We start from the raw sequence: 20240 nt of genomic DNA, 5'->3' as shown, positions 1-20240 counted from the left end.
CGGCTGCCCCCCAGGGCTGCCCTTGGGGGCAACGGATGTGCCCGGGCCCGGGCACCGGTGGCCGTTTCGGCGGACGCGCTTCGCGCGTGAGGGTGGGAAGCGTTCCTGTCTCGTACCCCGAGGAGAGCAGAGCATGCCGTCCTACCTGTCGCCCGGCGTCTACGTCGAGGAGGTGGCCAGCGGCTCGCGCCCCATCGAGGGGGTGGGCACGTCGGTGGCGGCCTTCGTGGGCCTGGCCCCGACCGGTCCGCTGAACGAGCCGACACTCGTGACCAACTGGACGCAGTACGTCGCGTCCTTCGGTGAGTTCACCGACGGGTACTACCTCGCGCACTCCGTCTACGGCTTCTTCAACAACGGCGGCTCCGCGGCGTACGTCGTCCGCGTCGGCGGCTCCGACGAGGGCGCCGGGGGCGAGGCCAAGTCCCCCGCCGCGCTGCGGGGTTCCGCCGCCCCGGCCGCCCTGCCGCCCGGCGAGGCCAAGCCGCTCGGCACCTTCAGCGTCAGCGCCATCGCCTCCGGCGACCTGAGCGTCGAGGTCGCCGACCCGGAGGGCGAGGGTCCCGCCGAACGCTTCAGGCTGGTCGTCAAGGACGCCGGCAAGGTCGCCGAGACCTTCGACGTGACCGCGAAGAAGGGCGGCCGCAACTACGTCGTCACGCAGGTCAAGGAGCGCTCCCGGCTCATCACCGTGACCGAGGCCGCGCCCGCCGCGCAGCTGGCCCGTCCGGAGAACCAGACGGTGGCCCTCGCGGCCCCCACCCAGACGCCGGCGTCCGCGTCCCCCGTCGCGGACGCCGGTTCGCACCCCGGCCCCGCCGAGTACCTGGGCGACTCGGCCGACCGCACCGGCTTCGGCGGCCTGGAGGCCGTCGACGAGGTGTCCATGGTGGCCGTCCCCGACCTGATGGCCGCCTACCAGCGCGGTGCGATCGACCTGGAGCAGGTCAAGGCCGTCCAGCTCGGCCTGATCGCGCACTGCGAGCTGATGGGCGACCGGGTCGCGGTCATCGACCCGCCGCCGGGCCTCAACGCCCGCCAGATCCGGGTCTGGCGCCAGGAGACGGCCGGCTACGACTCCAAGTACGCGGCCCTGTACTACCCCTGGATCAAGACCTTCGACCCGTCCTCCGGCCAGTCCCGGCTGATCCCGCCGTCCGGCCACGTGTCCGGCGTCTGGGCCCGCAACGACGCCGAGCGCGGTGTCCACAAGGCCCCCGCGAACGAGGTCATCCGCGGCGCCGTGGACCTGGAGCTCCAGATCACCCGCGGCGAGCAGGACCTCCTCAACCCGATCGGCGTGAACTGCATCCGCGCCTTCCCGGGCCGCGGCATCCGCATCTGGGGCGCCCGTACCCTCTCCTCCGACCCGGCCTGGCGCTACCTGAACATCCGCCGGTACTTCAACTACCTGGAGGAGTCGATCCTGATCGGCACCCAGTGGGTGGTCTTCGAGCCCAACGACCACAACCTCTGGGCCCGGATCCGGCGCAACATCTCCGCGTTCCTGGTCAACGAGTGGCGCAGCGGCGCCCTGTTCGGGCAGCGGCCCGAGGAGGCGTACTACGTCAAGTGCGACGAGGAGACCAACCCGCCGGAGTCGGTCGACGTCGGCCGCGTGATCTGCGAGATCGGCATCGCCCCTGTCAAGCCCGCCGAGTTCGTCATCTTCCGGCTGGCCCAGTTCAGCAGCGGCAGCGGCGAGCTGCAGGAGTAGCGAGCCCCGGGCCCCTCGGTCCCCAACCCCCTTGATGTCACGGCACCTTGAGAAGAACGGGCAGTAACACATGAGTCTCCAGCCGGGTGACGCCCTCACATCGCACAATTTCGGCCTGCAGATCGACGGCGTGATGGTCGAGTACCTCGCCGAGGTCAGCGGCATGACGATGGAGCAGGACGTCATCACCTACCAGCAGAACACGCCGGACGGGAAGAACCACGTCCGCAACCTGCCGGGCGTGAAGAAGAACGGCACCTGCACGGTCGTCCGCGGTATGACCCAGTCCTCGTCGTTCACCCAGTGGATCAACGAGTCGATCAACGGCCAGATGGCCACGGCCCGCAAGAACGCCTCCATCATCATGATGGACTTCGAGAACAACCCGGTGAAGCGCTACAACCTGCGCAACGCCTGGTGCAGCAAGATCGACACCAGCACGGTCAAGGCGGGCGAGGCGTCCGCGCTGACCGAATCGGTGACCATCACGTTCGAAGAACTGGTCATCGAGTAATGAGGCGTTCGGCTGTCAGGGCCGGGGGAGTGGGCGCGCCGCTCGCACCGGAGGAGCCGGCGCCCCAGGCCCCCCAGCAACCGCAGACGCCCGTCGAGGTGCTGCGCACGGAGTTCCCGTTCCAGCTCCCGCGCGGGTACGTCGACGAGCAGGGCACCGTCCACCGCGACGGCGTGATGCGCCTGTCCACGGCACGCGACGAGCTGATCCCGCTGCGGGACGTCCGCGTCCAGGAGAACCCGGCGTTCCTGTCGGTGGTGCTGCTGGGCCGGGTCATCACCCGCCTCGGCACGCTCGCCCTCGTCCACGACGGGATCGTGGAGAACATGTTCGCCTCCGACCTGGCGTTCCTGCAGGACTTCTACCGCCAGATCAACGCGGAGGGGCACACCCGGGCCGCGGTCAACTGCCCGCACTGCTCGGAGCCCTTCGAAGTGGAACTCGGCGGGAGCCGCCTGGGGGAATCGTGACGTACGCGACCGACCGGCTGCACGAGGAGATCGCGTACGTCGCCTACCACTTCCACTGGAACCTGGAGGACATCCTGGACCTGGAGCACGCCGACCGACGTCGCTACACGGCGGAGATCGCGTCCCTGGTGACCAGGGCGACGGCCGCCGCAGGGGCGGAGGGCTGACGGGTGGGGCTGTGGGATCGGATGCGGGGGCGGGGCCGGGGGGCGTCCTCCGATGTCGGCGAGCCCGGGAACGGGAACGCGAACAGACCTGAGACGCCTGCGGAGGCGCCGCGCCCCGTGGTGGCGGCGGCCTGGACCGGGCTGCCGCCGATCCAGCGTGCGCTGGGGACGGGCGGGCCGGTCGCGGACGCCGGGTTCGGCGGCCGGTTGCCGACCTGGCAGAACCCGTCGTTCACGGGCACCCGCTCGCACGCGGTCCTGGACGGCGAGTCCAGCGCGCGTCTCGCCGGGGGCGGCCTTGCCGGGACGCCCGGGGCGGGCGCGGGTGCCATGTCCGGCCTCGAACGTCCGGTGCAGGCACTGCCGTTGGCGGGGCCGACGGGAGCGGCGGGGCAACCGGGGCCGACGGGCGGCCGGAGGTCCTCGGTTCCGGTGGTGCCGCTGCGGGCGGTGGGGGCAGTGGGGGGTGGTTCGGCGGGGGCTGCTGGAGCGGCGGGTACGGCCGGATCGGCGGGTACGGCCGGTTCGGTGGCGCCTGCGGTGCAGCGGGTGCCGTTGGCCGGACGACGTGGTGGCGGTGCGGCTGCCCGGACGCCGGGGGTGACGGCGGGAGCGGCACGGAACGGGAACGGCACGTCGAACTCGGCGCTCCCGTCGGCTCCGTCGACCGTCGCGGCCGGGGGAACGGCGCCCTCCGCGGAGGGGAAGGGGCAGCGGGCGACGCCCGCCGTCCAGCGGTCGGCCACACCGACGGCCGCCCCCTCGACGGCGGTGCCGGTGGCCTGGGCGGCGCAGCCGACTCCGGTCGTGCCGGCTCCGGCCACCGGTCCGCGCGTTGTGCCCGCACCGCCCGTCCCGCCGCGCCGCAGCGCGCTCACGCAGGCACCGGCCGGCACGTCGGTGACGGCCGTGCAGCGGCGTACGTTGCCGTCGGCGCCGCGGGCGACGGTTGCCGAGGGCGCGGTGACCGCCTCGGGCGAGGGCGACCGAGCGGGGGCCGGAACGGCGCGGGACACGGTCGTACGACAGGCGGCCGACGGCGGGGATCCGGTGCGGGTGAGCGGGGGCTGGGGGCGCCCGCGTGGCGGCGGTGACGCCGGCGCCGTCCCCGGTAGCACCTCCTCCGGCGGGACTCCGCCCGCTTCTCGGAGCGCCGCTCCCGGACGGGCTCCGGCACCTGCCGTCGTACAGCGGTCCGCATCCGCCGGTGGACCGTCGACAGCCCGGCCGAACACGACAGGTCCGGCTCCGGCCAGGGCATCCTCCGGCGGTGGCGGTGGCGGTGGCGGTGGCGGTGGCGGTGGCGGTGGCGGTGGCGGTGGCGGTGGCGGTGGCGGTGGCGGTGGCGGTGGCGGCACGGCCTCGGCACCCGGCTTGCCCGGGGCCACGGCTCGTCCGGCCCCCGCGTCTCCTACGACGACACCCCCGGCTGTCCCTGCCACGCCCCCCGCGCCGCCCACGTCGCCTGCCACGCCCCCGGGCGTCGGCGGGCCTTCCGGCATGCCCGGCGCCGGGGCGTCGACCCCTGTGCAGCGGCAGGCTGTGAGCGACCGTCGCGCGCCGGTTTCTCCGACCGTGCCCAGCGGCTCGACGACGACCCCGCAGCAGTCGCCCGGCAGCCCCGCGACGCCCTCCGTGCAGCGCCGTGCCGTCACCGGCCAGGCCGCGCGGAACACCGCGTCGTCACCGGACAGCGGCCGCACGGCGGCGAGTTCGGCACCCACGCCCCCGACCGGCACGACGGCCACCGGCACGACGGCCACCGGCACCGAAGCCGCCACGGCTTCTTCGCCCACCGTGCCGGCCACGCCCCCCGTCCCGCGGCGTGCGCGACCCTCGGCGTCCTCGACGGCGACCGGTGGCCGCGAGACGCCTGTGCAGCGAAGGGTGGTGGAAGACGCGGGCGCACCCGGTGCCGTAGGGGAAGCGCCAGGTCCGGCAGCGCGGGGAACCGTACCGGCTGCCGTGCCGACGCCACCCCGTGAGCCCGGCCGGGACGCTACGGCCGGCACCTCGACGGCGGCGCCCACGCCCGCTGCTGCTCCCACTCCCTCGTCGGCTCAGGCTCCGGCTCAGGCTCCGGCTTCTGTGCAGCGTGCCGCGTCGTCCCCGGACGCCCCCCGCCCCGGCCTCGGCGCCCCGCTTTCGCGCGCGCCCGGCGGCGGTGGCCGTGAGGTGTCCGTACAGCGGCGGACGGCAGAGGGTCCGCGGGCCTCCTCCGCTGCCGTGCCGGGAGCGGTGGTGCCGGACGCGCAGACGTCGCCGGGTCCGCGCGGGCGGGGACCCGTTCCGTCGTCCTCCACTCCGGCCACGGAGACCCGGCCCGCGCCCGCGCCCGCGCCGACGTCGGTCCCTGGGCCCGCCCCCGCCTCCCCCCTCGCCTCTCCCCCCGCCTCCGTACAGCGTGCCGGTGCGACCACTCCCGCTTCACCCCGCCTCGGTCTCGGCGCCCCCTTCACGGGTCCGGTCGCGAGCGCGGCCGTCGCGAGGTCCGTCGGCCGCCGGGCGGCTGTGCCGTCCGTGCAGCGGCGGGCGGCGAGCGGTTCGTCAGGTGGCTCGTCAGGTGGTCCGTCGGCGGGTCCCTCCGGGGAGGCGCCGACCGCCACCTCCCGGCCGGTCCCCGCAGCGCCGCCCCTGCCGGTCCAGCGGGCGTCCGCTCCGGGCCTGCCCACGCCCACGCCGACGGCGGCCGGGCATGCGCAGCCCGCCGCCACCGGCCCCGTACCGATACCGGTACCGACACCGCCACCCTCTCGTCCCGGCCCCACCACGGCGGGCCCCTCGGCCATGGCCGCACCGCTGCCCCCCTTCGTGCAGCGGGGTGCCGTTCCCGGGCCCGGAAGCCCCCGGGCGGCGCAGTCGCCGCTCCCCGCGAGCCCCCCGCCGCCCACCGGACCGACGGCACCCCTGCCCCTCTTCGTGCAGCGAGCCGCGACTCCGCATGCCGCCCTGCCGGTCAAGCCGAACGCCGCCTCCACCGCCACCTCCACCCCCGCGCCCGCCCAGGCCGTCCCCCTGCGCCCCACCACCCCGATCTCCGCCACCGCCCCCCTGCCCGTCGCCCCCCTCGTCGTCCAGCGCGCCCCGCTCACCACCGCGCTCCCCGTGGACCACCCCACGACCTCCCTGAAAAAGGCGCCGGTCACGAGTACCACCCACACCACGCGCGCCGTTGCTCCCCGGACCCAGACGGCCAGGCAGCCACCGCCCTCCGACGACCCGCCGCCACCCGGGTACTCCGCCTCCGCCTCGGCCGCCGACGATCCGCCCCCCGGCTACACGGCGATCGAGGGCGGCGGTTTCGACCCGCGTGCTCTCACCGAGTTCCAGGTGGACGCCCTCGTCCACCGGATCATCGACCGGATCACCCGGCACGTCCGCACCGAACTCCGCCGCGACCGCGAACGCGTGGGCAAGCTCCGCGACTTCCGCCCCTGATGGCGACTGATCACGACACCCGCGCACCCACTCCACCTCCACAGAAAGGCCCCCGATGGATCGCCAGGACCCGGGAACCACGGTCTGGTTCAGCCTCTCCATCGACGGCGAGGACCTCGGTTACTTCAACGGGTGCGAGGGACTGTCCTCGCAGGTGGAGATCGAGCAGCGGCAGGAGGGCGGGAACAACGGGTTCGTGTGGCAGCTGCCGACCCGGGTCACCTTCTCCCACATCCGGCTGACCCGCCCGCTCACCCCGGACACCTCGAAGGTCGCGAAGTGGATCTCGTCCGTGCAGACCGGGATCGAGCGGCCCACCGGGCAGATCACGGCGCTGCGCGCGGACGGTTCGGAGGTCGCCCGGTGGGGGCTTCTCGACGTGCTGCCGGTGAGCTGGCAGGGGCCCTCCCTGGACGCGGGCAGCCCGTCCGTCGCCACCGAGGTCCTGGAGATCGCCCACCACGGATTCACGGACTGAGAGGCAGACCAGATCATGGCCAGGAGCAGCCGGGGCGCCGGCAAGAGCCTCGTGCGGGCCACCCTCGCGATTCACGAGCCGCCCGTGGGCACCAGCACCAGCCCGGGCGGCATCATCAAGACGTTCGGCTTCGAGTTCAACCCGGCGCAGCTGTCGATCGCCCGCCGGGCGGACTGGAAGTCGTCGGCGGCGCCGATCGAACGGGACGGCGCGCTCCCGGAGTTCCTCGGCACCCATCCGCGTGAGATGAGCGTGGAGATCTTCCTGGACCGGTCCGACGACCCGGACAGCAATGACGTGATGAAGAAGGTGGAGTCGCTGCTGGCCTGCTGCGAGGTCACCGGCAAGAGCATCGCCGCCAAGCAGCCGTCGCCGCCCTGGGTGGTCTTCCAGTGGGGCTCGTTCTCGACGGCCAACTTCACGGCGTACGTGGCCTCCGCCGACGTCTCCTACTCCCTCTTCGGGACCAGCGGGATGCCGATCCGGGCCAGCTGCCGGCTCCAGCTGCACGAGATCCCGAGCAAGACCGCGGGACAGAACCCGACGTCCGGCGCGCTCACCGCGCAGCGCGTGCACCGGGTCGTCGCTGGCGACTCGCTCCAGTCGCTGGCCTGGCGGGAGTACGGCAACGCGGCCGCCTGGCGGGCGATCGCGGACGCCAACGGGATCGACGACCCGGGGTGGCTGCCCACCGGGACGGAACTGGTGTTGCCGGCCGCCGAGGAGGTGCGGTCCTGATGGTGAAGCACGCTTTCTCGAACGTCATCAAGGTCGTCATCGGCGGCAAGGAGCTGACCGCGACCTCGGAGTACGGGCGCTATCTGGTCGACGCGCACGTGGACCAGGGCGTCGGGGTGCCCGCCGCCTTCCAGCTGACCTTCCGGGACCCGGCGCGCAAGCTGCTGGGCAAGCTGGGCGTGCAGTTCGGCACCCCGGTGGTGATCACACCGGTCTCCGACGGCCAGGGCACCGGCGACCCGCTGCTCACCGGCGAGGTCACGGGCATGGAGGCCGAGTACGACGGCACCGGCAGCTACGCGGTGGTCCGGGGCTACGACTACGGGTTCCGGCTGATGCGGCAGCGCCGCGTGGTCGCCTACCGCAACCAGACCGCCTCCGACATCGCCCGCAAGCTCGCCGCGCAGGACGGCGTGCCGATCGGCCGGATCCAGGCCACCAGGACCGTCTACGAGTTCATCAGCCAGTCGAACGTCACCGACTGGGACTTCCTGGCCCGGCTCGCCGACGAGAACGAGATGGTCATGTCGGTGGACGCGGACGGCAAGTTCCAGTTCGTGAAGCAGAAGAGCGCCTCCGGGGCGCCCTCGCCGCGGACCGACGGCGACAAGAGCCCGTTCGTGCTGGAGGCCGGGCACGACATCCTGCGGCTGCGTACCGCGGTCACCGCCTCCGACCAGGTGAACAAGGTCGAGTCGCGCGGCTGGGACGTACGGACGAAGAAGGCGCTCACGGCCACCGTGACGCCCGCGAGCAACACCGGGTACAGCATCGGCACCACCCCGGGCGCGGCGGCCGGCGAGTTCAAGACGTCGAAGCTGGTGGAGACGCGCACGCCGTACGACAAGCAGTCCGAGGTGAAGTACGCGGCCGACGCCCTCTCCGACGACGTCACCTCGACGTTCGCCGAGGTGGAGGTGGTCGTGCGGGGCAATCCGAAGCTGCGGCCGGGGGTGCCGGTGGCGCTCGCGGACGTCGGGGACCCCTTCGAGGGGAAGTACACGGTCACCTCGGTACGGCACGTCTTCGGCGACGCCAAGCACTACGAGACCTGGGTGACGGTCAGCGGGCGGCAGTGGCGGTCGCTGTACGGCGTCGCCTCGGGTGGTGGCGGGGACGCGGGCGGCGACCGGCAGCCCAGTGTGGCGCAGGCCCTCGTCACCGACGTGCAGGATCCGCTCCAGCAGGGGCGGGTGAAGGTCAAGTTCCCGTGGCTGGACGACACCTACGTCAGCGACTGGACCCGGACCGTGCAGTGGGGCGGGGTGCGCGGCGGCGGGGTCTTCCCGATGGACGTCGGGGACGAGGTGCTCGTCGCCTTCGACCGGGGCGCCCTCGACCACGCGTACGTCATCGGCGGCCTCTACAACGGCAAGGACAAGCCGACCAGGGTCAAGGACGTGCCGCTGCACGACGGCATGCGCGGCCGGGCCACCCGGCACACCGTCTCCGACCGCGTCGGCAACCGCATGGACCTGCTCGACCAGCGGGGCCGCAAACAGGGCGTCCGGCTGGCCAGCGGCGACGACAAGCTGACCGTCTTCCTGGACCGGCAGCAGACCGAGATCACCGTGGACAGCAAGGGCAGCGTCTCCATCAAGGGCAGCAGGTCGGTGTCGGTGGAGGCCGGCGCCAACCTGTCCCTGAAGGCGGGCGGCGCGCTCAGCATCCGGAGCGGGGGACCGCTGTCCCTGCAGAGTGCGGAACTCGTCGACATCAAGGCCCCGGCGGGCGCGGTCACCGTGAACGCCGCCGCGGTGAGCCTGATGGCGAACGCCGCCCTGTCGCTGCGCGGCAACGCCGCCGTCGCGATCAGCTCCCTGGTCACCGTGGGGATCCAGGCCCCCCAGGTGCCGGTCCTGGGCATGATGACGATGGGCGGACTGACCGTGATGGTGATCCCGTGAGCGGGCGACAGGTCTTCCCCGAGGGGCGGGTGCGGGGCTGATGGCAGAGCAGTTCGTCGGCTCCGGCTGGTCGTTCCCGTTGCGGATCGGGCCCACCGGCGGCATCGCCCTGGTCAGCGGCGAGAAGGAGGTCGAGGAGGCCATCCGCCTCATCCTCTCCACCGCCCCGGGCGAACGCCCGATGCGGCCGGAGTTCGGCTGCGCCATCCACGACCTCGTCTTCGCCCCGGTCAACGAGCAGACCGCCGGCCGGATCCAGCACGAGGTGCACGCCAGCCTCGACCGCTGGGAGCCCCGGATCGAGGTCGAGGACGTCGAGGTGACCACCGGCGCCGACCCGAGCGTGCTGATGATCGACGTCCGCTACTCGATCCGCGGCACCAACAACCCGCGCAGCCTGGTCTTCCCCTTCTACGTCATCCCCTCCCACGACGAGCCGGACCTGCCCCCCGCCTCCCCGGACTCCTCCGAAAGCGACCGCTGATCCCGATGGCCCTGCCCTCCCCGAACCTCGACGACCGCCGCTTCCAGCAGTTCGTCGACGACGCCAAGCGTTACATCCAGCAGCGCGCCCCGGAGTGGACCGACCACAACGTCTCCGACCCCGGCATCACGCTGGTGGAGACGGTCGCGCACATGGCCGACCAGATCGTGTACCGCCTCAACCGGGTCCCGGAGAAGAACCACCTCGCCTTCCTGGACCTGGTCGGCATCACCCTGTTCCCGCCCTCCGCGGCCCGGACGGACGTGACGTTCTGGCTGTCGGCGGCCCAGGAGGAGCCGGTTCCGGTGCCGGTCGGCACCGAGGTGGCGACCCGCCGCACCGAGACGCAGGAGGCGGTGGTCTTCACCACCGAGCGCGAACTGACCATCGTGCCGAGCGAGTTGCGGCACCTGCTGCGGCAGCAGCACGGCGCGGCCGTCGTCGACCTCACCCATGAACTCGCCGAGGGCAAGGACCTGTTGTGCTTCACCGAGAGCCCGAACCCCGGTGACTGCATGCTGCTCGGCCTCTCCGCCGCCGTCCCGCACTGCGCGGTCGCCCTGGACCTGGACAGCCGGGTCGACGGTGTCGGCGTGGACCCGCGGCAGCCCCCGCTGGTCTGGGAGGCGTGGACGGAGGACGGCTGGCGGGAGTGCGAGGTCGACCGGGACGGCACCGGCGGTCTCAACCGCCCCGGCGAGGTCGTGCTGCACGTCCCCGGTGGTCACGTGCTGTCCCGCAACGGCGGCCTGGAGGCGAGCTGGCTGCGCTGCCGGGTCACCGAGCCGCACGCCGACCAGCCCTTCTACACCACCTCCCCGACGGTCCGGTTCGTCGAGGCCTGCACGGTGGGCGGCACCACGGCCGCCGTCCACGCGGAGACCGTCGAGGACGAGGCGCTCGGCGAGTCCACCGGCCTGCCCGGCCAGCGCCTCAGGCTCGCCCACGCCCCCGTGGTCGGCGACACCCCGCCGCTCCTTCTCCAGACCGCCGAGCACGACGGCGAGGACGGCTGGGCGGACTGGCAGGTCGTCCCGCACTTCGCGGCCTCCGGCCCGCACGACCGGCACATCACCCTCGACGCGACCACCGGCGACATCGCCTTCGGCCCCGCGGTCCGCGAACCGGACGGCACCCTGCGCCAGTACGGCACGGTGGCCCCGAAGGGCGCGGTCGTCCGGGCCCGCCGCTACCGCACCGGCGGCGGCCGGGACGGCAACGTGGCCCGCGGGGCCGTACAGATCCTCCGCTCCTCCATCCCGTACGTGGCGGAGGTCGTCAACCGGGAGGCCGCGCGCGGCGGGGTGGACGGCGAGACGGTCGCCGAGGCGAAGGTCCGCGCGCCGATCACGCTGCGCGCCCAGGAGCGGGCGGTGACCCTGCGCGACTACGAGGAGCTGGCCCGCCGCGCCGCCCCCGAGACGGCCCGGATCACCTGCCTGGAGGGCGAGGAGGGCGAGCACGGGTCGTACGCGGTCCGGGTCCTGGTGGTGCCCCAGGCGGTCCCCGATCCCGGCGGCCGCCTTCGCTTCGAACAACTCGTCCCCGGCGACGCCCTGCTCGACCGCATCACCCGCTACCTCGACGAACGCCGCCTCATCGGAACCCGGTTGGCGGTCGGCCCGCCCTTCTACCAGGGCGTCACGGTCGTCGCCACCGTGCACGCCTTCCGCGGCGTGGACGTCGACCGGGTCCGCCACCAGGCCCACGACGCCCTCTACCGCCACCTGGACCCGCTGACCGGCGGCGCGGACGGCAAGGGCTGGCGGTTCGGGCGCCCGGTGCAGTCCGGCGAGGTCTTCGCGGTGCTGCAGCGCGTCCCCGGCGTGGAACTGGTCGACGAGGTCGTCCTGCACCCCGCCGACCCGCTCACCGGCAAGCGCGGCGACCCGACCGACCGCATCGACCTGGACGCCCCGTCCCTGGTCTTCTCCTTCGACCACCGGGTGAGGGTGATCGGCGAATGACCGGCAACAACCCGTCCGGAGGCCTCCGTTGAGAGGTTCCATCGACGGCCTCGGCTCCTCCGTCCCCATCGGCGCGATGCTCCCGGCGGTCTTCGCCGACGACGACCTCGCGCTGCGCTTCGTCGCCGGCCTGGACGACGTGATCGCCCCGATCCCGAACGTCCTCGACTGCCTGCCCAGCTACTTCGACCCGGCGCTGGCCCCGCTGGACTTCGCGGAATGGCTCGGCACCTGGGTCGGCGCCGAGACGGACGGCACCGAACCGGAACCCCTGCTCCGGGCGGCCGTGGCGGCGGCCGCCTACCTGCACCGCATCCGGGGCACCCGCCTCGGCCTGTCCGAGACGGTCCGTCTGGCCTTCGGCGTGACCCCGGACATCACGGAGAGCGGCGGCGCCGACTGGAACGCCCGCCCGCTCGGCCCGTTCCCCGGTGCCCCCCGCCCCCACCTCCACGTCCACCTCACGCTCCCGTCCCCCACCCCGGCCGACGAGGTCCGCCTGGAACACCTCGTGGCGGCCGCCCGCCCCGCTCACATGCCCTACACGGTCCAGGTGACCGCGTCCGCCGAAAGGACCCCGCAGCCATGACGACCAACCGGAACTGCACGGAGTGCGGCACGGTCGCCGAACCGGGCCAGTCCTTCTGCGACGCGTGCGGCGCGGTCCTGAGCTGGGCCGGCAACAGCGAGGAGCCCCCTCAGCCCCAGCAACCCTCGGCCCCCGACCTGGCCCCCGCCCCCGCCCCCGCCTGGGACGCCTTCACCCGAAGAGACGGCGCCACGGGTCTCCCTCAACGGGAACCAGCGGCGGCGACAGCGCCCCGTCAGACTCACGGCGACTTGGAATCGGCGGCGGCGACAGCGCCCCCTCAGGGGCGCGGGGCTGAATCGGATGTGCGGCTACCGCCACGTGAGCGCGACCAGCCCCCACCCACCGCCACATTCTCCACAGCCGAAACCACCCCCATACCCACCCCACAATCCGCACCCGAATCAGAGCCCACACCCACGCCTGCACCGGCACCGGACCCCGACCACGACCGAGCCCGCCGCCTCCTCATCCCGGTGAGTGAGCCCACCCCCACCCCGGCCCCCCAACCCATCGCCCCCGTCCTCCCCGGCCGCCCCACCCCCCAACGCCCCGCCTCCGTCCGCGCCCCCGGCGAGGACCTCGGCGCCCACGGCGGCACCCCCTGCCCCTGGTGTGCCACCCCCAACCGCCCCGACCGCCACTTCTGCACCCGCTGCGCCATGCCCATGGCCGGCCACCCCGGCGCCGCCGCCTCGGCCCCCCGCCCCTGGTGGCGCCGCATCCTCGACTTCCGCAGGAGAGAGACCCCGTGGGCCGGCGACCGCCCGCGCCTCCGCCGCACCTTCGACCGCGTCCTCACCTGGATCGTCGCGGCCGTCGTCCTCACCGGAGTCACCGTCCTGGCGGTCAACACGCCGAAGGCGATCAGCGCCACCCGCGACCACTTCGCGAAGCGCGCCCAGGTCTCCCCGGACACCTACCGCGCCTCCCGCTCGTACGCCGGCCACAAGCCGGAACTGGTCTTCGACAAGCTGAACAACACGTGGTGGGGTCCGGGCGTGACCCAGGGCGGCGAGGGCGAGTGGATCGAGGCGCACTTCGACGAGCCGACCCGCCTCCTGAACGTCGTCATCACCTCCGGCGAGTCGACCCACAACGACCAGCTGAAGAAGTCGGCGCTGCCGCACCGCATGAAGGCGACCATCAAGACCGACGACGGGAAGACCGAGACCCGCGAGCTGACCCTCGACCAGACGGCCGGCGGCCAGACCCGTGACTTCCGCGCGGCGGACGTCGTCTCCGTCCGCTTCACGATCGAATCCTCGTACCAGGCGTCGGCCGACACCCAGGTGGCCATCGCCGAGATCGAGTTCTTCGGCCCGTCGAGCGCGAACTCCTAGCTCCTGGCTCCTAGCTCCTCATCAGGGACCGGTAGACGGCCGTGGACCTGGGGTTGCCCCGGCAGCTCCACACGCCGTGCGGGCAGTAGTCGGTGATCGTCTGGTACATCGGGCGGCTGCTCGCGAACCAGTCCAGCATGCCCCGCAGATACGCGGGGTCGTCGCCGTTCTCGTACAGCCCCCACTCGGGGTAGGAGACCGGTTTGCCGTGGGCCCGGGCGAACTCGACCTGGGCCCGCAGCCCGTACGGCTCGGTGACCTGCTCCTCGAAGGACATCCCCCGCGGGGCGTCGTACGCGTCCATCCCCACCACGTCCACGAACCCGTCCCCCGGGTAGCACGCGGTCCAGGGGATGTCGTCCCGCCCCCGGTTGGGCGCGAAGTCGAACCGGAACCGGGCGCCCGGCACCGACCGCATGGCCGTCACGATCCGCCGCCAGTAGGCCCGCCAGGAGGCGGGGTCAGGTCCGCAGCGGTGGGTGTACGTGACGCCGTTCATCTCCCAGCCGAGCACGACGACGGTGTCCGGCGCGCCGACCGCGACCAGCCTGCGGGCCAGGGTGCGGAAGTGACCGTCGTACAACCCCTTGGCCCCGAGCTGGAGTTGGCGGCGCACCTCGGGGTCCGGGACGTGCGCCTCGGTGTGTTCCAGCATCGGCACGTTGAGGACGAGGAGCCGGTCGGGTTCGGCCCGCCGCCACCGGGCCCAGATCCGTACGAAGTCCGGGGCGCCCTCGATGTTCCGCCACACGTCCCCGGGCAGGTAGGTGTGCCCGACCCGGGGTTCGTCCCGCAGCCAGCTCCCGAGCGCCGCCACCCGCCGCACCCCGTCCGCCCCGTACCCGACGTACGCCCCGAACGGCCCGGGCGCGGCGGGTCGCGGGGTCTCCGGCCGGGAGACCGGGAGCAGCAGGGCGGCGGCCAGCGCGGCGGCCCACAGGAACCTCAGACGTGCCATGGGAGGCAGTCTGGCCGCTCCGTGCGCGGGGGCCACGCTATGTGGACATAACGTGACCCTGCGCGCTGTCGTCGTGCTACCGCCGTGCCGGCGGCGGGTTCACCTCGTCCCCGGGTCCCACAGCGTCGTCAGATCCCAGGGCGTGGCCGGGTTCCACGGTGTCGCCGGGGCCTTCTGCGTCCCCGGCTTCCCCGGCGTCCCCGGCTTCCCCGGCGCCCTCGGCGGCCGGCCGTGCCACGGCTGCGCGGGTCCCGTCCAGTCGGCCGACGGCAGCGCACTCGGGTACGGGGTGTCGGGGATGCTCGGAGTGCTCGGGGTCGGGTGGGGACGCGGATGCGGGTGTGGGCGCGGGCGCGGATGCGAGTGGGAATGGGAGTGGGGGCGCGGGTGCTCCGGGCACGCCGTTGCGGGCACGCTCACGCCGTGGTGCCGCAGCCACGGCAGCGGCGCGATGGCGGAGTCCGCGCGGCGGCTGGTGCGGACCTCGAAGTGGAGATGCGGGCCGTCCGCGTTGCCGGTCGAGCCCGCGGCGCCGATGCGCTGGCCCGTCGAGACCCGCTGGCCGGGGCGGACGTTGATGACGGACAGGTGGGCGTACTGGGTGTAGTAGCCGTCGAGGTGGTGTAACACGACCTGGTTGCCGAATCCGTCGCCGCAGGACGCGGCCACGACCCGGCCGGAGCCGACGGCGTACACGGGCGTGCCGGTGCGGACGGCGAAGTCCTGGCCGGTGTGCCGGTGCTGCCAGTGGTGGCCCTTGGCGGCGTACCGGGCGGAGAGCCGGTAGCGGACCGTGGGCGCGGTCCACCGGGCGGAGCGGGAGGTGCGGGCGGTGCGACCGGTGTGACTGACGACGTCGGCGCGTCCGGTCCCGCCCTTGCGGGCGGCGGGGGGCGGGGTGCTGGGCCGCCCGAAGGCGCAGTGGCCGGGGCGCTGCGCGGCCTTGGCGGGCGTGGTGAGGAACGCGCCGGTCAGGAGGAGCACCAGCGCGGCGACGAGCAGCCGTAGATCATCCGTTCGCATCTTCGGATCCTCTGACGAACGGCTCGCCGGGAGGTGGCCCCACGCGCCCGGGGGCCACGACTTTCGCCTGTTCGGATGATCGCCCCCGGCGCGGCCCGCACCGTTTCACCCGCCCGGAACTGAACGCCCGCCCGCCGTCGGCCCGTACCTCCGGGCACAGCACGTGTCCGCAGAACGGAGTCCCCCCGTGAACGCATCCGCAGCCATCGGCGTGACAGGCCTGGGCGTGATGGGCCGCAACCTGGCCCGGAACTTCGCCCGGCACGGCTACCCGGTCGCCGTCCACAACCGCACCCCCGCCCGCACCCGCGCGCTGATCGAGGAGTACGGGAGCGAGGGCGACTTCGTCGGCGCCGAGACCGCGGCCGAGTTCGTCGCCGCCCTGGAACGCCCCCGCCGCCTCATGATCATGGTCCAGGCGGGTGCCGCGACCGACGCGGTCATCGACGAGTTCGTGCCGCTCCTCGAACCCGGTGACATCGTCATCGACGGCGGCAACGCCCACTTCGCCGACACCCGCCGCCGCGAGGCCGCGCTGCGCGAGAAGGGCCTGCACTTCGTGGGTGTGGGCGTCTCCGGCGGCGAGGAGGGCGCGCTCCACGGGCCGTCGATCATGCCGGGCGGCTCCGCGGAGTCGTACGCCGTGCTCGGGCCGATGTTCGAGGACATCAGCGCGAAGGTGGGCGGCGAGCCGTGCGCCACGCACGTCGGCGCGGACGGCGCCGGGCACTTCGTGAAGATGGTCCACAACGGCATCGAGTACGCCGACATGCAGCTCATCGCCGAGGCGTACGACCTGCTGCGCCAGGTCGGCGGGTACGCGCCGGCCGAGATCGCCGACATCTTCCGGGAGTGGAACGGCGGCCGCCTCGGCTCCTACCTCATCGAGATCACCGCCGACGTCCTCGCCCACGTCGACGCCGCCACCGGCGCGCCCTTCGTCGACGTCGTCGCCGACGCGGCCGGGCAGAAGGGGACCGGGCGCTGGACCGTGCAGACCGCGCTGGACCTGGCCTCCCCGGTCACCGCGATCGCCCAGGCGACCTTCGCCCGAGCGGCGTCCGGCCGCAGCGCGCTGCGCGCCGCCTACGCCGGTCTGCCGGGCGGCACCACACCCCCGCTCAGCGCCACCGAGGCCGACCGCTTCGCCTCCCGCGTCGAACACGCCCTGTACGCGTCGAAGGTCATCGCCTACGACCAGGGCTGGACGATGATCCAGGACGCGGCCGCCGAGTACGGCTGGAAGATCGACCTCGGCGCGGTGGCCCGGATCTGGCGGGGCGGCTGCATCATCCGCGCGTCCTTCCTGGACCGGATCCGCGCGGCCTACCGGGCCGACCCGGACCTCGTCAGCCTGCTGGCCGAGGAGGAGTTCGCGAAGGAGATCGCCGACGCGCAGGTGCCGTGGCGGGAGACGGTCGCGTCGGCGGCCCGCCGGGGCATTCCCGTCCCGGCCTTCTCGGCGGCCCTGTCCCACTACGACACCCTCCGCGCCGCCCGACTCCCCGCGGCCCTCCTCCAGGGCCAGCGCGACTACTTCGGCGCCCACACCTACGCCCGCGTCGACAGAGAGGGCGCCTTCCACACCCACTGGGCAACAGAGGGCCGCCCGGAAACAGAGGGCTGATCAGCACGCCCTGTCTTTGTCTTTTGTCCTTTGGCTTTTGGCTTTTAGGGGCGCGGGGCTGTATCTGATATGCGGCTACCGCCGCGGGGGCGCGACCGGCCGCAACGGAACCCCGGGCTGAGCAGCGCCCCCGTAGGGGCGCGGGGAACTGCGCGACCAGCCACGACGATGGCGCAGCCGACTGACGACGGATCGCGGCACTCTCGGACCGCCATTCCCGTCCAGTGTCGACCGCGGGTCCGCTGTGGCTTGTCGCGCAGTTCCCCGCGCCCCCAAAAAGACAGGGCGCTTCACACACCCACCCTGACCGCCTCGGCCGGCGGCAGCCGCAGGGCCCTTCTCGTCGGCAGCTCCACCGTCACGTACGCCGTCGCCACCACCGTCGCCGCCGCCGCGGGCAACAGCCACGCCGGGCCCGCCGGCCAGGGGCGGGACAGGAAACCCTCGCCCAGCAGCGCCAGCGGCACCGCGGACAGCGCCGCCCCCGAGACCAGCGCGGCCACCGCGATCACCCCGGCCTCCCTGCGCATCATCGCGAGGATCTGCCTGGGCGTCGTACCGACCAGCCGCAGCGCGGCGATCTCCGTGCGGCGCTGGGCCGTCGCCGCGACCAGCCGGTTGGCGATGCTGAGCAGGAGGTAGCCGAGCAGGACGACGATGACGGCGAGGTTCACCCACACCTCGGGCGGCGTGTCCGCGCCCGCCTCCGGGGCCGTGTCCGAGAGGGCGAGGCCGGGGCGGGCGGCGGTCAGCGCGGTGAGCCCGCGTTCGGCGCCGGCCGTGCCGTCGGTGCGGACGAGGACGCTCTGGTCGAGCCCGGACGTGGTGTGCCCGGCGGCCAGGTCGTGGGAGAGGACGACCGGGCCGAAGCCGAGCCCGCGGTCGTAGACGGCCACCACCTTCGCCTCGACGGGCGCACCGTCGCCGAGGAACAGCTTGATACGGGCGCCGAGTTGCGCATCGCGCGGGCCCGCCACCTCGCTGCTGACGGCGACCGTGGCGCCGGTGAGGCCGGCCAGGCTGCCCCGGGTCACCCCGAGGTCGAGGACGTCCCGCGCGGCGGGGGTGAGGATCAGCGCGGCGGCGGACTCGGTCTCGGTGTCGCCGAACTGGCGGTACGGCCAGACGACGGTGGTGGTGCCGACGGGGGCCGCGGCCCGAACGCCCGGCAGCCGTCGTACCGCGGAGACCGTGTCCGTCGGCAGCCCGCCGAGGGCGCCGGCGGTCAGCCGGTACTGGCCGAGCGTCCCGGTGCGGGTGTCGTCGGAGGTAGCGGCCAGCACGGTGGTCTGGGCGAGGGTGTACGTCAGCACGAACACGACCGCCATGGCGAGCGGGCTGACCACCCCGGTGACGCGTCGCGCGTACGCCCGGACGTTGGACAGGGCCAGCCAGGTCGGCGCGGACACCCCGGGCCGCAGCCGTCGTACGGCCGCTTCCCCCGTCGCCTGCACCAGCGCGGGGCCGGCCAGGGCCAGGCCGATCGCGGCGACGATGCCCGCGATGGAGGTGGCGGAGGCGCCGATCGCGGTGCGTTGCAGGAGCGGGGTGACGGAGAGGACGGCGGAGGCGGCGATCAGGAGCAGGCCCGCGACCGTGCGGGGGCGGGAGGGGGCGCGGGGCTCGCTGCGGGACTCGGCGACCGCCTCGGTGGCCGGCATCCTCGAGGTGCGCCAGGCCGCGCAGCGGGCCGCGAACCGGACGGCCGCGAGGAGGAGAAGGACGGCGGCCAGGGCGGGGAACGGGCTGAGCGTGAGGGGGAGTTGGTTGGGGAGGACGTCACGGTGGACGAGCAGGGTGCGGAAGCGGCCGGCCAGCAGGTAGCCGAGGGCGACGCCCGGGACCAGGGCCACCGCGGCGACGGCCGTCGACTGGGCCGCCGCCAGCCGCCGGATCTGCCGCGGGGTCGCGCCGACGGCCCGCATCAGCGCCAGGTCGCGGCGCTGCCCGGCGATCGCCACGCCCAGCGCGCCGGTCGTCACGAACCCGGTGATCAGCAGGACGATGCCGGCGAGTGAGCCGGCGAGGAGGACGAGGAGGGAGCGGGCGGATCCCACGCCGGGGGCCACGGCCGTACCGCGGTCGGCTCCGGTGAGCACCTCGAGTCCGCTGCCGGCGACCGCCGCACGGACCTCCGCGGCCACCTGGTCCCTGGCGCCGGGCCGGGTGCGGAGGCCTATGAGGTCCACGGCGTCGGCCGACTTCGCGCCACGGCCCGCCAGTTCGGCCGCCCTGGCGTCCGTGAAGTAGACGCCCGCGTCCGGGGCGTGGACCAGCGCCGAGACGCGGTAGGCGGTGGCGGCGCGGCCGTTCGCGGTGACCAGGACCCGGTCGCCCACGGACAGGCCGGTCGTCGCGGCCACCGCCACCTCGGCGGGGGCCGCCGGGGCCGCGCCCTCGACGCGCGCGCCGGGCAGCAGCTTCGTCGAGGACCAGCCGTGTCCGGCCGCCGCCGGGTCCTGGCCGGCGCCGGTCGGGAGCAGGCGGCCGTGCGCGTCCGTCACGGCGGCCGGGAGACCGAGGTCGCCGACCGCGAGGGTGACACCGGGCAGCCTCGCCAGGCGGGCGGTGAGGCCGGCCGGGACCGTGGCCCGTTCGGGCAGCGCGATCGGCAGGTCGCCGGAGACGTGGAACTCCTGGTCGGCGGCGACCACGACGTCCGCGCCGCCGAGACGGCCCGGGGGCAGCTGGGAGCGGAGCCCGGACTCGGCCAGCACCCCGGTGGCGGTGATCAGGGCGGCGCCGCCCAGGACCGCGCAGGCCACGGCGAGCAGCGAGGCGATCCGGTGCGCGGCCATCCGCAGGGCGAAGCGGAACATG

17 protein-coding genes are annotated in these 20240 nt (G+C 74.0%); 13 read left to right on the top strand and 4 right to left on the bottom strand.

Going from position 1 to position 20240, the window contains the following annotated elements; translation table 11 throughout:
* Nucleotides 1-133: 133 nt before the first annotated feature.
* The 4 genes from ACFWPQ_RS41420 (at nucleotide 134) to ACFWPQ_RS41405 (ending at nucleotide 2868) form a co-directional block, all read left to right on the top strand.
* Nucleotides 134-1717 carry a phage tail sheath subtilisin-like domain-containing protein gene (locus ACFWPQ_RS41420; protein WP_384047097.1) on the top strand — a complete coding sequence of 528 codons (1584 nt, stop codon included), beginning with the start codon at nucleotides 134-136 and terminating at the stop codon, nucleotides 1715-1717.
* 70 nt (nucleotides 1718-1787) lie between these two features.
* Nucleotides 1788-2231, top strand: a complete 444-nt coding sequence (locus tag ACFWPQ_RS41415) for a phage tail protein (RefSeq protein WP_351494137.1) — start codon at nucleotides 1788-1790, stop codon at nucleotides 2229-2231.
* Nucleotides 2231-2701: a hypothetical protein gene (locus ACFWPQ_RS41410; protein WP_189262971.1), complete on the top strand. Its 471-nt coding sequence runs from the start codon at nucleotides 2231-2233 to the stop codon at nucleotides 2699-2701. Before ACFWPQ_RS41415 ends, ACFWPQ_RS41410 begins: the two co-directional genes overlap by 1 nt.
* Nucleotides 2698-2868 carry a DUF6760 family protein gene (locus tag ACFWPQ_RS41405; protein WP_361297466.1) on the top strand — a complete coding sequence of 57 codons (171 nt, stop codon included), beginning with the start codon at nucleotides 2698-2700 and terminating at the stop codon, nucleotides 2866-2868. Before ACFWPQ_RS41410 ends, ACFWPQ_RS41405 begins: the two co-directional genes overlap by 4 nt.
* Here ACFWPQ_RS41405 and ACFWPQ_RS41400 read toward each other — a convergent pair.
* On the bottom strand, nucleotides 2805-3884 hold the full coding sequence (locus ACFWPQ_RS41400) for a hypothetical protein (RefSeq protein WP_384047094.1): 1080 nt from the start codon (nucleotides 3882-3884) through the stop codon (nucleotides 2805-2807). The two genes, ACFWPQ_RS41405 and ACFWPQ_RS41400, sit on opposite strands and share 64 nt — an antisense overlap.
* Nucleotides 3885-5787: 1903 nt before the next feature.
* Between ACFWPQ_RS41400 and ACFWPQ_RS41395 the strand changes: the two genes are divergently transcribed.
* From ACFWPQ_RS41395 to ACFWPQ_RS41360, 8 genes are read left to right on the top strand one after another with little or no spacing between them, the layout of a single operon-like run.
* Nucleotides 5788-6306 carry a hypothetical protein gene (locus tag ACFWPQ_RS41395; protein WP_384047091.1) on the top strand — a complete coding sequence of 173 codons (519 nt, stop codon included), beginning with the start codon at nucleotides 5788-5790 and terminating at the stop codon, nucleotides 6304-6306.
* A gap of 55 nt (nucleotides 6307-6361) precedes the next feature.
* Entirely contained in the window at nucleotides 6362-6784 is a 423-nt protein-coding gene (locus tag ACFWPQ_RS41390; protein ID WP_089100302.1) for a phage tail protein, read from the top strand.
* A 15-nt stretch (nucleotides 6785-6799) separates the two neighbouring features.
* Entirely contained in the window at nucleotides 6800-7522 is a 723-nt protein-coding gene (locus ACFWPQ_RS41385) for a LysM peptidoglycan-binding domain-containing protein (RefSeq protein ID WP_384047088.1), read from the top strand.
* Nucleotides 7522-9429 (top strand): VgrG-related protein, encoded by a 1908-nt coding sequence (locus ACFWPQ_RS41380; protein WP_384047085.1) that lies wholly within the window; start codon nucleotides 7522-7524, stop codon nucleotides 9427-9429. The genes ACFWPQ_RS41385 and ACFWPQ_RS41380 overlap by 1 nt, the downstream gene beginning before the upstream one ends.
* A 40-nt stretch (nucleotides 9430-9469) precedes the next feature.
* Nucleotides 9470-9913, top strand: a complete 444-nt coding sequence (locus tag ACFWPQ_RS41375) for a GPW/gp25 family protein (protein ID WP_181806072.1) — start codon at nucleotides 9470-9472, stop codon at nucleotides 9911-9913.
* 5 nt (nucleotides 9914-9918) lie between these two features.
* The gene (locus ACFWPQ_RS41370; protein WP_384047081.1) at nucleotides 9919-11880 is read left to right on the top strand and encodes a putative baseplate assembly protein; all 1962 of its coding nucleotides are present in this window, start codon (nucleotides 9919-9921) and stop codon (nucleotides 11878-11880) included.
* Nucleotides 11881-11908: 28 nt separating this feature from the next.
* Nucleotides 11909-12469 (top strand): phage tail protein, encoded by a 561-nt coding sequence (locus ACFWPQ_RS41365; RefSeq protein ID WP_384047078.1) that lies wholly within the window; start codon nucleotides 11909-11911, stop codon nucleotides 12467-12469.
* Nucleotides 12466-13812, top strand: coding sequence for an NADase-type glycan-binding domain-containing protein (locus ACFWPQ_RS41360; RefSeq protein ID WP_384047075.1), 1347 nt, complete (start codon nucleotides 12466-12468; stop codon nucleotides 13810-13812). Before ACFWPQ_RS41365 ends, ACFWPQ_RS41360 begins: the two co-directional genes overlap by 4 nt.
* A gap of 10 nt (nucleotides 13813-13822) precedes the next feature.
* Here ACFWPQ_RS41360 and ACFWPQ_RS41355 read toward each other — a convergent pair whose 3' ends face one another.
* On the bottom strand, nucleotides 13823-14770 hold the full coding sequence (locus tag ACFWPQ_RS41355; RefSeq protein WP_384047072.1) for a glycoside hydrolase family 26 protein: 948 nt from the start codon (nucleotides 14768-14770) through the stop codon (nucleotides 13823-13825).
* Nucleotides 14771-14869: 99 nt separating this feature from the next.
* Nucleotides 14870-15793, bottom strand: coding sequence for a peptidoglycan DD-metalloendopeptidase family protein (locus ACFWPQ_RS41350; protein WP_384047069.1), 924 nt, complete (start codon nucleotides 15791-15793; stop codon nucleotides 14870-14872).
* Nucleotides 15794-15980: 187 nt separating this feature from the next.
* Here ACFWPQ_RS41350 and gndA point away from each other — a divergent pair, with 187 nt between their 5' ends.
* Nucleotides 15981-17420: an NADP-dependent phosphogluconate dehydrogenase gene (gene gndA / locus ACFWPQ_RS41345; protein WP_384047067.1), complete on the top strand. Its 1440-nt coding sequence runs from the start codon at nucleotides 15981-15983 to the stop codon at nucleotides 17418-17420.
* A gap of 290 nt (nucleotides 17421-17710) precedes the next feature.
* On the opposite strand, the gene ACFWPQ_RS41340 is transcribed toward gndA, so the two are convergent.
* Entirely contained in the window at nucleotides 17711-20239 is a 2529-nt protein-coding gene (locus ACFWPQ_RS41340; RefSeq protein ID WP_384047065.1) for an FtsX-like permease family protein, read from the bottom strand.
* Nucleotide 20240: the final 1 nt, after the last annotated feature.

It is taken from the genome of Streptomyces sp. NPDC058464, from assembly GCF_042721035.1.
GTDB lineage: Bacteria > Actinomycetota > Actinomycetes > Streptomycetales > Streptomycetaceae > Streptomyces.
The sequence above is the reverse complement of the archived record's forward strand: the minus strand, read 5'-3'. Positions and strand labels throughout refer to the sequence as shown.

Excerpts from the sequence above, each read along its gene's own strand:
- ACFWPQ_RS41390 (WP_089100302.1), top strand. The coding sequence starts at position 6,362 with ATGGATCGCCAGGACCCGGGAACCACGGTCTGGTTCAGCCTCTCCATC.
- ACFWPQ_RS41350 (WP_384047069.1), bottom strand. The coding sequence starts at position 15,793 with ATGCGAACGGATGATCTACGGCTGCTCGTCGCCGCGCTGGTGCTCCTC.
- ACFWPQ_RS41385 (WP_384047088.1), top strand. The coding sequence starts at position 6,800 with ATGGCCAGGAGCAGCCGGGGCGCCGGCAAGAGCCTCGTGCGGGCCACC.
- ACFWPQ_RS41370 (WP_384047081.1), top strand. The coding sequence starts at position 9,919 with ATGGCCCTGCCCTCCCCGAACCTCGACGACCGCCGCTTCCAGCAGTTC.
- ACFWPQ_RS41360 (WP_384047075.1), top strand. The coding sequence starts at position 12,466 with ATGACGACCAACCGGAACTGCACGGAGTGCGGCACGGTCGCCGAACCG.
- ACFWPQ_RS41355 (WP_384047072.1), bottom strand. The coding sequence starts at position 14,770 with ATGGCACGTCTGAGGTTCCTGTGGGCCGCCGCGCTGGCCGCCGCCCTG.
- ACFWPQ_RS41415 (WP_351494137.1), top strand. The coding sequence starts at position 1,788 with ATGAGTCTCCAGCCGGGTGACGCCCTCACATCGCACAATTTCGGCCTG.
- ACFWPQ_RS41420 (WP_384047097.1), top strand. The coding sequence starts at position 134 with ATGCCGTCCTACCTGTCGCCCGGCGTCTACGTCGAGGAGGTGGCCAGC.
- ACFWPQ_RS41340 (WP_384047065.1), bottom strand. The coding sequence starts at position 20,239 with ATGTTCCGCTTCGCCCTGCGGATGGCCGCGCACCGGATCGCCTCGCTG.
- ACFWPQ_RS41410 (WP_189262971.1), top strand. The coding sequence starts at position 2,231 with ATGAGGCGTTCGGCTGTCAGGGCCGGGGGAGTGGGCGCGCCGCTCGCA.
- ACFWPQ_RS41375 (WP_181806072.1), top strand. The coding sequence starts at position 9,470 with ATGGCAGAGCAGTTCGTCGGCTCCGGCTGGTCGTTCCCGTTGCGGATC.
- ACFWPQ_RS41380 (WP_384047085.1), top strand. The coding sequence starts at position 7,522 with ATGGTGAAGCACGCTTTCTCGAACGTCATCAAGGTCGTCATCGGCGGC.